The organism is Nocardiopsis sp. TNDT3 (assembly GCF_003427465.1).
Classification (GTDB): Bacteria; Actinomycetota; Actinomycetes; order Streptosporangiales; family Streptosporangiaceae; genus Nocardiopsis; species Nocardiopsis dassonvillei.
The window spans coordinates 1-10,459 of the sequence record NZ_QPFC01000724.1 but is presented as its reverse complement, the minus strand read 5'-3'; the positions used below and the strand labels follow the sequence as shown (position 1 = coordinate 10,459).

Annotated in this window: 12 protein-coding genes; 7 read left to right on the top strand and 5 right to left on the bottom strand. The window is 72.5% G+C overall.

The annotated features are described in order from the left end of the window. Window positions 1-1,207: tetratricopeptide repeat protein (locus tag DQW06_RS17935; RefSeq protein ID WP_157983478.1), on the bottom strand; the 1,207-nt coding region annotated here is incomplete at its 3' end. Between the two features lie 192 nt (window positions 1,208-1,399). Here DQW06_RS17935 and DQW06_RS17930 point away from each other — a divergent pair. Beyond that, complete coding sequence (locus tag DQW06_RS17930; protein WP_013153655.1) at window positions 1,400-1,615, top strand: hypothetical protein; 216 nt, start codon at window positions 1,400-1,402, stop codon at window positions 1,613-1,615. A gap of 89 nt (window positions 1,616-1,704) precedes the next feature. On the opposite strand, the gene DQW06_RS17925 is transcribed toward DQW06_RS17930, so the two are convergent. After that, on the bottom strand, window positions 1,705-2,148 hold the full coding sequence (locus DQW06_RS17925; protein WP_117198956.1) for a hypothetical protein: 444 nt from the start codon (window positions 2,146-2,148) through the stop codon (window positions 1,705-1,707). A gap of 247 nt (window positions 2,149-2,395) precedes the next feature. Here DQW06_RS17925 and DQW06_RS17920 point away from each other — a divergent pair, with 247 nt between their 5' ends. Beyond that, window positions 2,396-2,737, top strand: coding sequence for a hypothetical protein (locus DQW06_RS17920; RefSeq protein WP_013153657.1), 342 nt, complete (start codon window positions 2,396-2,398; stop codon window positions 2,735-2,737). Window positions 2,738-2,842: 105 nt separating this feature from the next. Here the strand turns inward: DQW06_RS17920 and DQW06_RS17915 are convergent, their stop codons facing one another. After that, window positions 2,843-3,298 carry a hypothetical protein gene (locus DQW06_RS17915; RefSeq protein ID WP_071622298.1) on the bottom strand — a complete coding sequence of 152 codons (456 nt, stop codon included), beginning with the start codon at window positions 3,296-3,298 and terminating at the stop codon, window positions 2,843-2,845. Between the two features lie 265 nt (window positions 3,299-3,563). On the opposite strand from DQW06_RS17915, the gene DQW06_RS17910 reads away from it, so the two are divergent. Next, window positions 3,564-4,355, top strand: coding sequence for an SDR family NAD(P)-dependent oxidoreductase (locus DQW06_RS17910; protein WP_013153659.1), 792 nt, complete (start codon window positions 3,564-3,566; stop codon window positions 4,353-4,355). Between the two features lie 159 nt (window positions 4,356-4,514). Continuing rightward, window positions 4,515-4,808 carry a hypothetical protein gene (locus tag DQW06_RS17905; RefSeq protein WP_013153660.1) on the top strand — a complete coding sequence of 98 codons (294 nt, stop codon included), beginning with the start codon at window positions 4,515-4,517 and terminating at the stop codon, window positions 4,806-4,808. Between the two features lie 219 nt (window positions 4,809-5,027). Here DQW06_RS17905 and DQW06_RS17900 read toward each other — a convergent pair whose 3' ends face one another. Further along, window positions 5,028-6,326, bottom strand: a complete 1,299-nt coding sequence (locus DQW06_RS17900) for a DUF5685 family protein (RefSeq protein WP_117198955.1) — start codon at window positions 6,324-6,326, stop codon at window positions 5,028-5,030. A gap of 326 nt (window positions 6,327-6,652) precedes the next feature. On the opposite strand from DQW06_RS17900, the gene DQW06_RS17895 reads away from it, so the two are divergent. Together DQW06_RS17895 and DQW06_RS17890 are read left to right on the top strand one after the other, a co-directional pair. After that, window positions 6,653-7,621: an NAD(P)-dependent alcohol dehydrogenase gene (locus tag DQW06_RS17895; protein WP_117198954.1), complete on the top strand. Its 969-nt coding sequence runs from the start codon at window positions 6,653-6,655 to the stop codon at window positions 7,619-7,621. Between the two features lie 203 nt (window positions 7,622-7,824). Then, window positions 7,825-8,319, top strand: a complete 495-nt coding sequence (locus tag DQW06_RS17890; RefSeq protein ID WP_117198953.1) for a hypothetical protein — start codon at window positions 7,825-7,827, stop codon at window positions 8,317-8,319. An 88-nt stretch (window positions 8,320-8,407) separates the two neighbouring features. Here the strand turns inward: DQW06_RS17890 and DQW06_RS17885 are convergent, their stop codons facing one another. Further along, window positions 8,408-9,097, bottom strand: a complete 690-nt coding sequence (locus tag DQW06_RS17885) for an SMI1/KNR4 family protein (RefSeq protein ID WP_013153664.1) — start codon at window positions 9,095-9,097, stop codon at window positions 8,408-8,410. A gap of 202 nt (window positions 9,098-9,299) precedes the next feature. Here DQW06_RS17885 and DQW06_RS17880 point away from each other — a divergent pair. Further along, window positions 9,300-10,459 (top strand): AI-2E family transporter (locus tag DQW06_RS17880; RefSeq protein ID WP_232833065.1); only part of this gene is annotated, 1,160 nt, incomplete at its 3' end.

The window sequence follows — 10,459 nt, the reverse complement described above, 5'->3', positions numbered from 1 at the left end:
ACCACCCCTGGGCCTCCCCGGGCCTGCCCCGCCCCTGGAGCAGCACGCCGAGGTTGTACATGGCGGCGGTGTGGCCGAACTCAGCGGCACGGCGGTACCAGGTCTCGGCCTCGTCCTTGTCCCCCTCTCGGTGAAGCAGAAACGCGAGGTTGTACATGGCCTGGGTGTTGCCGTTCTTGGCGGCGCGCCGGTACCACACATCGGCCCCGCCGAGCTCGCCCCGGTCCTCCAACAGGGACCCGAGGTTGTACATGGCGTGCGCGTTGCCGTTCTTGCCGGCGGCGTTGCGGAACCAGGATTCGGCTTCGTCGAGCCGCCCCCGTCCCCGCAACAGGACGCCGAGGTCGTTCATGGCCTGGAGGTGTCCGTCCTCGGCGGCACGGCGGAACCACCCCTCGGCCTCGTCCAGCTCACCCTGTCCCCGCAGCAGGACACCGAGGTTGTTCATGGCATCGGTGTGACCGTCCTCGACCGCGCGGCGGAACCACCCCTCGGCCTCGTCCAGCTCGCCCCGGTCCTCCAGCAGGCTCCCGAGGTTGTCCATGGCATCGGTGTGACCGTCCTCGGCGGCGCGGCGGAACCACTCCTCGGCCTCCCCCAAGTCGCCCCGGTCCTCCAACAGGCTCCCGAGGTTGTCCATGGCCCGGGTACTGCCCGCCTCGACGGCACGGCGGTACCAGGTTTCCGCCTTGTCCTTCTCGCCCCAGACCCCGAACCTGAGGCCGATGCTGATCATGGCGTCGGGTTCACCGGCCTCGGCCCTGTCCCTCCACTCCCGCGGCACGTCTCCCCACTCGTAGGCCTGCTCGTCCCCGCCCTGTCCGCCGCCGGTCGGAGGCCGGAGCGCCGGGGGCGGTGCTTCGGCCCGGGGTTCGCCGTGCGCCGCGGAAGAAGAGGACAGGGTGCCGTCGGAGGCGTCCTGCCACAGGTCCAGGAGGCGCTCGACCTCGGTGTCGGCGTCGGCGCCGCGGACCGCCTCCGCCAGGACCTCGGTGATCATCTCGACCGCGCCCTTGGGCGGCAGGTCCGGCTTGGTGAGGGTGTCGTGAACCTTGGTGTGGGACATGGGCACCCCCTTGGCGTCCAGGGCGCGCTGGATCTGTCGGGAGGAGGGCCAGCCGGCCCGGTGGTGCAACTCATGCAGCGCGCGGTTGAGCTCGTCGAGCCCACCCGGGGGCAGATCGGGACGCTTCCAGGGCCGGGGCACGCCAGTCCTTCCGGATCGGTGCGGTCCATGACAGAAACTGCCAGACATCCTGCCACCAGAGGCCTTACGGCGTCTTCCGCTGTCAATGATTGTCAGCTCTTGGCCGCTCGTGTACTGCCTTGTCAATACCGCCCCGGGCCCGGTTCAAGCTGATCGCATCCCGATTCGCTCACCCCCCGGTGGAGGAACCCGATGCCCCTGCTCTCCGTTTCCGACACGGCCGTCGTGGACCTGACGGTCGCACTCCTGGGGACGGCCGACAGCTGGCCGCTCCTGCTGCTCGTGGTCCTGGTCGTCGTACCGGCGGTGTGGTCCCGCGACACCCGCCGCCGGCGCCGCGCCCGTCAGGTCCTGCGCCTGCTGCGCCCCCAGCACCGGCGCTGCGGCGACGGGGAACCGCGCCCGTGACCGCCGACGGGCTCCTCGGGCACCGGCGGCGCCCGAGGAACCCGGGCGCCACCACTGCCGGGGGGCCGAGGACGACGCGACCAGCCCCGTCACATCCCCTGCATGTAGCGTGCGGTGGCGCCGAAGAGGTACATCTCCAACTGCTCCTCCGACAGCCCCTCCTGCTTCGCGGTGTACAGGGCGAGCGTGGCCATGTCGCCGACCAGGTTCGGCCCCGTCAACAGGTAGGACTGCCCCGGGGGCGGCGCTTCGGGCCCGATCTGCTCCAGGACGAAAACCGCCGTGCGGACCGGTTCCAGCGAGTCCAGGGCGTAGGGGTAGCAGCGTTTGAGGTCCTCCAGGTATTCGCGGACCTGGATGCCCGGCTCATGGCCGCTGAACGCATACTCCATAACATTCCTAAAGAAAGCGGACAGAACACCCATAAAGGCCGCGCCCGCGATCTCCATGTCCGCCCGGTGGTCCTCGATGCGCCCGCCGCGGAACAGGCAGTCCAACAGCACGCGGTGCGCCGCCATGATCTCCGGTGGCACTGATCCCCTCCTCGCACTCGCCGATACATCATGTCGCGGCGTTTCCCCGCGCAGGAGGGAAGCGGCCCAGGTGTCCGGAAGCGGCCACGGTGCGGTTCAGGGTCAGGCGTGACAGGAACAGCGCGGCACAGTAGAACAGCGTCAAGGTCTTGGTACGACAGCTTTTGCGGTCACTAGCAGAAAGAGCTCCGAGGCGGTCACGTTCTCGTCCGGCTCATCCGGTGCGCGGGGAAAGGGGGTCCGGACTGTGAGCGGTGAGAAGCGCGAGGTCTGGGGGATTCTGGAGGTCAGGGCTATCGTGGAGGGGGAGGACCGCCATGCCGGGGCGCTGAGGTGGCGCGGCTTCCAGACCACATATCCGTCCTACGATGAAGCGCTGTCGTGGGCCCACCACGGCTCGGCGGTGTTCGGGCACCCCTCCGACACGCGCTTCCCCCATCCGACGATCAGGAACGCACAGGTCATCGTCGACCAGGGCTCCCTGTTCATGGTGTTCCCGATCCCGGCCGGGGCCGACCGGCGGGAGCACTCCGAGAGGATCTACCGTGCGGCTCCCCAGGAGTGGCTGGGCAGTCTGCTCGGCGTCTGAGATACGGCGGCGGGGAGCCAGGGGCGGCGGCCCCGACGGCGTGGCGGGCGGCCGGGCGGCAGCGTTGACGCCCTTCCCGTCGACCCGGTGAAGACCGAGGCCGGACTACCCCTTGCGATGCAGTTCTTTATGCACTGCCCGTTGCATCTGACCCATGGTTTCCCTCAGGTCGCGAGCCTCATCGCGCAGCCGCGTCCGCCATACGGGGTCGCGCTCTCTTTCGTAACGCATCGCGACTGAGCTGATTTCTTCAAAGTGTTCGATGAGGCATCTTGCCATGAGCAGGATTTCCTCGCTTCCCGGGGCCTCGATCGCCATACGAGAATACAGGTCCTCCAGTTTCTCGATAGCGTCACGCTCTTCCCGGTACCGGCTGTCCGTGTAAACGCCCTCTTGAATCCTCTGACACTCCTTGGCCGCCAGCACGAAGCTTGTGAACAAATCTCGGCGCGACTCCCGAAGAACCTGATCCCGCTGGGCTTTGCGCGCCGACAAGGCCACGAATACCGAGGCCACGGCCGCGATGACCGCGGCGATCAGAACCGCTTCCGCCTCAGACATGCCCCAGATTCTTCCAGGCCGATCCGCCGCATAGGAAGCTGCTACGCGCCGCCATATCCGTTCGCAGCCGGCCCAAGCGACGCTCGGCCCCCGGTTCCCGACCTTCACCGGCCTCCACCGGAACCGCCCCTGAATGGTCCAGGTGTCCCCGAACCCCCGGTGACAGGACGCGTGACCGGCGCGCGGGGGTCGAGTCCGGCAAGGGCCGTGGACTTCGCGGCGCCGGAATCCGCGCACGGCCGGGCGAGGGGCTAGAGTGCCCCGCATGCCATCGGATGACCTCTCCCAGCCCGGCCGCCACGACCCCCGCCGGAGCCGGGCGGGCCGCGCCGTCCTGGTCACCGGTGCCGCCCGGGGCATCGGCCGGGCCGTGGCCACCGCGTTCGCGGAGCTGGGCGACCGGGTCGCCGTGCACTACGCGACCCGCCGCGCCGAGGCCGAGGCCACCCTGGCCGGGCTCCCCGGCGAGGGGCACGTCCTCCTCCGGGCCGACATCGCCGACCCCGACGCGGCCGCCGACCTGGTCGGGCGGGCGGTCGCCCGCCTGGGCGGGCTCGACGTCCTGGTCAACAACGCCGCGGTCAACACCGCCCACCCCCTGGCCACGACCTCCTACGAGCAGTGGCAGCGGGCCTGGCGGACCACCCTGGACGTGAACGTGCTCGGCGCCGCCAACACCAGCTACCTGGCCGCACGGCACATGATCGACCACGGGGTGCGCGGCCGCATCGTCAACGTCGGATCGCGGGGCGCCTACCGGGGCGAGCCCGACCACCCGGCCTACGGCGCGAGCAAGGCCGCGCTGCACTCCCTGGGCCAGTCGCTGGCCGTCGCCCTGGCCCCGCACGGCATCACCGTGGCCTCCGTGGCGCCCGGGTTCGTGGAGACCGAACGCGTGGCCGACCGCCTCACCGACCGGGTGCGCGCCGACAGCCCCTTCGGGCGCGTGGCCTCCCCCGAGGAGGTCGCCGCGGCCGTGCGCTACCTGGCCTCGCCCGAGGCGGTGTGGTCCTCCGGCGCCGTCCTGGACGTCAACGGCGCCTCGTACCTGCGCTGACCGGCGCGGCCGAAACGGGAACCCCCCGAGGGTCCTCCACACCCGCGAACGGATTCCGCGAAACACCTGACGGGGAGGCGGCGCGGGTCTAGTGTGCTGGGTGCCAGCCGCACGACCCGCTTCCGCAGCACGGTTCCCGGATCGCCCCCAGGTGAGGCCATGCCCGAACACACCGAACCCCGCACCTTCGACGCCGTGCTCCAGGAGTTCCAGCGGACAAACCCCGGCTGGACCCTGCGCTGCAACCCCGGCGCCGTCCCCGGCCGCCGCTGGGCGGCGGACAGCATCGAGCTGCTGACCGCCGAGGAGATCCACTGGGGTTTCAGGAACACGATCCTCGGCCCCGAGATCGCCACGGTGCAGAAGCGCCTCACCCGGGAACGGGAGGCCCTGGAGCGGTGGGAGCGGGCCCAGCGGGAGGAGCTGGAGGAGTGGAACGACTGGGAGGACTGAAGGGGCGGCAGGTCCGCCCCCTCGTCCGGTGACGCGCGTCCCGAGGAGACCCTCCCGGAGCCGCCGCACCCGTGTGGTGAACGCGCCTCCGGGGAGGGCCGTCCCCGCGCCCTGCGGCCCGCCTCCCTGCGGAGACCGTCCCCGGCTCGCCGTCCCCGTCCGGTGCCGCGCCTGACCGGAGGAGTCACCCCCGGTTCCCCGTCCCGGACGGCCTGAGCGTCAGTCGCAACAGTTGCAGCACTCACAGCAATTACAGCAGTTGCAGCACTCGCAGGCTTCACACCAGGAGTTCCGCGGTTTGCCCGACCACGGCCCGGGGTGGGGATCGCGACAGCAGAATTGGCATGTTCCGCACATGAACAGCGCCACCGCGCAACCCGCCAGGACGCCCCGCTGCTTGGGCGGGTGCCGGAGTTCGGGGGTGTCGCACGAACAGGAGTCGCAGCAGCCGCTCCTCTTCCGCGCCCCGCCCGAACCGGAACCCTCACCGCCGGAGCCTCCCCCGCGCCCGCCGCCGTGGCGACCGCTGTGAGCCCCGTGCCCGTCACCTCCCCACTGGTGGGGCGGCTGCTGGTGGTGGGCCTGGTGGGGGTTCTGGTGGTGGGCCTGGCGGTGGGACTGATGGTGGGACTGATGGTTGTGGTGCTGACCCGGGTGCGGATATCCGCCCTGGGCGAAGACGCGGTCGACGGCCCGGCGCAGTTCCACCACCAGAAGCGCGCGGACCAGGCGGTCGTCGACGAACCCGGCCTCCTCCAACGCCAGCCGCACACCCAGGACGGCGTCGTCGCACAGTTCACGGGCCCGGTCGAGCCCGGTGCCGGTGGCCGTGAGTGGGTTCCAGGCACCCTTGCGCCCGTCCTCCTCACGGTCCTCCACCGCGTCCAGCAGGTGGGCGACGCGGCCGAACAGGCGTCCCGCCTCGCGCAGGGGTTCGGCGTTGGCGGGCCGCCCCGCCAGGACGGCGGTGTGCGCGAACGCCTCGCCGGTGGCCTCCTCGGTCGGCCGGGTCACCGCCAGGACGTCGGTGCCCGGTCCCGCCGAGGACTCGGCCTCCCGCTGCCGGTCGACCACCGCGACCAGCCCCGCGCCGTCGAACCCGAGCCCGGCGCCCGCCTCGCGCGCGTCGCGCCGCCAGCGCTCGGCCACCCGTCCGGCGAGCGCGCGCACGCCGCGGCGGGCGTAGGGGCCGTCGCCGTCCTCGATGTGGTCGGCGATCTTGGCCGAGGCCAGCATCAGCGACACCGCCGCCGCCAGGCGCGCGCCGGAGCCGTCGGCGACCTCGGCCCCGCGCATGCCGCGCAGGGGGCAGCGGCCCGCCCGGCGCGTGCCCGCGCACTCCTCGGACTGCGCCGCGGCCAGGACCGACACCACCAGGCCGTCGTAGTTGGTGGCGATCCGGGACGCCTGGCCGTGGTCGTCGCGCAGTGCCAGGCACAGCCCGCACATGTGCGACATCCACTCCTCGGCCAGCCCGTCGGACAACGTGTGCCGACAGGGACGCAGGATTCCGAACACGTGCTGACACCTCGTCTTCCGACGCCACGGCGGTGGCGGACTGTGCTGAACACCGGGGTTCGATGCCCGAGCCGCGCGGGAGGTTCCGGCCGTTCCGACACCTTCGGCACGGCTTCGGCGGCACGGTCCCCGTTCGCGCGACCGGACTCCGGTCGCCGGGGACCGCGGCGGTCCGGCGGGGCGATCCGAGACGAACGAACGGCACTGTCTCTCACATCGGCCCTAAGTGGAGAATGGCGTCCGTTTAGGCCGTAGCGTGCACGACGAGGACCCCGCACGGACCCGACGTGCGGCGGCTGACAAGGGGGACCAGAACAGTGAGTCAGATGCGCGCGGCCCTGTACGACCGGTACGGCGGCCCGGAGGTGCTGTACGAGGGCACGGTCGCCAAGCCCGGCGCCGGTCCGGGGAAGGTGCTGGTGCGCGTGCACGCCGCCAGCGTGAACGGCGGCGAGCTGCTGGGCCGTGCGGGCAGGGCGCGCCCGGTGACCGGGCTGGCCGGGAGGGGCTTTCCGAAGCGGACCGGGATCGACTTCGCGGGCGAGGTGGTCGAGACGGGTTCCGGCGTCTCCGGGTACGCGCCGGGGGACCGGGTGTGGGGCGCGCTGCCCAGAACGTTCGGCAGCGCGGCCGAGTTCGTGGCCGTCGCGCCCCGGCAGCTGGCCCCGGCACCGGCCGGGATCGACCTGGTCGAGGCCGCTGCCCTGCCCGGCGTCGGCACGACGGCCGTGACCGCGCTGCGGGACAAGGCCCGCCTCGCCCCGGGCGAGAGGCTGCTGGTGCGGGGCGCGAGCGGCGGGGTGGGCAGCGTCGCCGTCCAGCTCGGCCGGGCCTACGGCGCCCACGTCACCGCGCTGGCCGGGGCCGGGAACCTGGACCTCGTGCGGGAGCTGGGCGCCGACGAGGCCTTCGACTACGCGAGCACCGAACCGGAGGACCTGCCGCCGTTCGACGTCGTCCTGGACACGGTGGGGACCGGGATGGGCGCCTACCGCAGGCGGCTGACCCGGAACGGGCGCATGGTCACGATCACCTTCGACATCGAGCGCGTGCTCGCGTCGCTCTCCTACGTCGCCGCCTCGGCCGTCTTCGGCCCGCGCCGGATCCGCGCGTTCAGCGGCGACCCCGGGCACGAGCTGTTCGCCGAGCTGACCCGCCTGACCGAGTCCGGAGCCGTGCGCCCCGTCGTGGACAGGGTCCTTCCCCTGGCCGAGATCGCCGAGGCCCACCGGGCGCTGGAGGCCGGAGGGATCCGGGGCAAGGTGGTGGTGCGCGTGCTCGGACCGCGGGCCTGAGGCCTGCGGCCGCCTCCGGTTCTCCGTGGTCCGTGAGCGTGCCGCCCGTTCGCGCGGGCGGCACGCACACCACTCCTCGGCGCACCGGCGTGCCCGCCGTACCTCCCGCGAAGGCGCGGGACGCACCGAACGCGCCCGGAAAACAGGTGGTGCGGAGCGGCCGCGCGGAGGGACACTGTGATCCCCGTCGTCAGGAGAGACACGTGTCCACCGACCACGAGCGCCCGCCCCCGCTGCCGCGACCGGTCACCGGCGTCTACGTCCGCCACGTCGAACAGTCCGCGTGCCCCGGCTCCTTCGCCATGGTCTGGGTCGACGCCGAGCCCCTGCCGGAGGAGGCCTCCGGGGACTTCGCGTTCGTCGACGACCTTCCCCCCACCTGCCGGTACACCGGGGAACCGCTTCCGCGGGAGTTCGCCGAGGCGTTCGCGGAGGGCGCGCGCGAGGCGTGGCGGGAACGGGAGGAGGGCCTCCCCGCCTTCGCGGCCCGGGTGGTGCTGCGCGACGCCGTGTGGCACTGGACCGACTCCAACGTCCGGAGTTTCCAGGTCGCGGGACGGCTCGCCGCGAGGGAGATCCTGAGCTGCGCCGCCGAGGGCCGCCAACCGCGGGCGGTCGGGCACAGCGCCCGGCGCGACCGGCCGACCCCGCCGATGCCCAGGACGCCGCCGCCCTCCGGCACGGCCCCGTCCGCCTGAGGCGGTCGGCGGCGCCCGGCCCCGCCCGGGGAGAGCGCCGCCCGGGGAGAGCGCCGCCCGTGAGGACGGGCGGCGCACCGGGCCCTGGTCAGGACCGGACCGCCACGGCCCGGGAGGCCTCCTCCAGCCACCCCAGGTACCAGTCCGTGAAGGTCAGGGGCGCGCCGTCCCCGCCGGTGAGCGGCGTGAGGTCTTCGTCGTCGACACGGCCGTCGCTCCACATCCGCCCGGCCTCGGGGCCGGTCACGACCAGCCACTGCCGCAGCGCGCAGCCCAGGTGGCACAGGCACAGCGCGCCGACGGTACGTTCCTCGGCCCACAGCAGGTCAGCCATGCGCGCGTCCCAGGCCTCGTAGACCCGGTCGAACTCCTCACCGTCCCCGAAGTCCTCCTCGACGGGCTCCTCGGCCCGCAGGGCGGCCAGGGACCGCGGGTCGGGACCGGTGGACGGGAACGGCTCCGCCAGCCGCGCCGGGGCGACCAGGTCCGCGCCGTCGCCGTGCCACCGCCACCGACCGTCCACCCCTCTGACCAGGGGGAAGACACCGTGTGCGGGCCCCGCTCCGCCGGCGCCCACCCTGAGCAGGAACTCCCGGTACCCCGTCGGCAGGCGGATGCCCAGCTGCCCCTCCGCCTCGGCCAGTTCCTCCGGGGTCAGCGGTTCCAGCAGTGCGAAGCGGTGGGAACCGGCACCGAAGACCTCCCGGGCACCGGGCGCCCGCGCCAGTTCCCGCACCCGTTCGCGGACTCCCGCCCACACATCCGTACTCGTGTCCATGGCGGCATCGTAGGAAGCCCCGCCGACAGTGCGGCGGCGACGGGACGGAGAGGCGGCCGGGAGGCGCTATCGTCCGGTGGGGTCGCAACCGTCCCGTCACGCCGCGGGAGCCCCGTCGCGCGGCCGCACACAGTGAGGAAGAACCGGCTTGCACACGAGCACCACACCGCCCGGGTCCGCGCGCCCCGACCGCGGCGGCGGCATGCCGCGCTGGCTCCCCCGGGCCATGCTGCTGGCCCTGTGGCTGGTCACCGCGTTCGGCCTCACCCTGTGGCTGTTCGTCCGGTTGCAGAGCCTCATCATGCTGCTGCTGATCTCGCTGTTCCTCGCCCTGGCGCTGGAACCGGCGGTCAATTGGCTCCACCGGCACCGCTGGCCGCGCGGGCCCGCCACCGGGCTGGTGATGCTGCTGGTACTGGCGCTGACCGTGGTGTTCCTCAGTCTGCTCGGGTCGATGCTGGTCGGCCAGATCCTGGCCTTCGTCTCCGAGATCCCCGCGATGATCCGCGCCGCGCTGGCCTGGGTCAACACCACGTTCGACACCTCCTACTCCCCCACCACCCTGCTCAACGAGATCTCCAGCGCCAGCGGGCTGATCGAGCAGTACGCCTCCGGTATCGCCAACAACGTCTGGGGCGCCGGGACGACCGTCCTGGCGCTGCTGTTCAACGCGCTGACGATCGCGCTCTTCACCTTCTACCTGTGCGCCGACGGCCCGCGCTTCCGCCGCGTGATCTGCTCGGTCCTGCCGCCGCGCACCCAGCGCGAGGTGCTGCGGGCCTGGGAGATCGCGATCACCAAGACGGGCGGTTACCTCTACTCCCGTGCGCTGCTGGCCCTGGTCTGCTCGGGCGCGCACTACGTGGTGCTGGTCGCGCTGGACATCCCCTTCGCGTTCGCCCTGGCGCTGTGGGTGGGCGTGCTGTCGCAGTTCATCCCCACCGTGGGCACCTACATCGGCGGGGTCGTCCCGGTGCTCGTGGCGCTGATGGAGGGCATCTGGCCCGCCGTGTGGGTGCTGGTGTTCATCGTCGTCTACCAGCAGTTCGAGAACTACCTGCTCCAGCCGCGCATCACCGCCAGGACCCTGGACATGCACCCGGCGGTGGCGTTCGGCTCGGTCCTGGCGGGCGTGGCCATCCTGGGGGCGCCCGGCGCGCTGCTCGCGCTGCCGATGGGCGCGAGCATGCAGGCGTTCCTGGGGACCTACATCCGGCGCTACGAGGTGGCCGAGCACCCCCTGCTCTCCGACGCCGAGGAGGACGGGAAGGGCGGGAAACCCTCCCCGGATCCGGTGGCCCCGGTCTCCGAGGGCGACGGGGGCGACGCGCGTCCCCCCGGTCCGCGGGAGCGGGAGGGCGG

Coding starts and splice junctions, on each gene's coding strand:
- DQW06_RS17930 (WP_013153655.1), top strand. CDS start 1,400: ATGCCCCTGCTCTCCGTTTCCGACACGGCCGTCGTGGACCTGACGGTC.
- DQW06_RS17915 (WP_071622298.1), bottom strand. CDS start 3,298: ATGTCTGAGGCGGAAGCGGTTCTGATCGCCGCGGTCATCGCGGCCGTG.
- DQW06_RS17910 (WP_013153659.1), top strand. CDS start 3,564: ATGCCATCGGATGACCTCTCCCAGCCCGGCCGCCACGACCCCCGCCGG.
- DQW06_RS17905 (WP_013153660.1), top strand. CDS start 4,515: ATGCCCGAACACACCGAACCCCGCACCTTCGACGCCGTGCTCCAGGAG.
- DQW06_RS17895 (WP_117198954.1), top strand. CDS start 6,653: ATGCGCGCGGCCCTGTACGACCGGTACGGCGGCCCGGAGGTGCTGTAC.
- DQW06_RS17885 (WP_013153664.1), bottom strand. CDS start 9,097: ATGGACACGAGTACGGATGTGTGGGCGGGAGTCCGCGAACGGGTGCGG.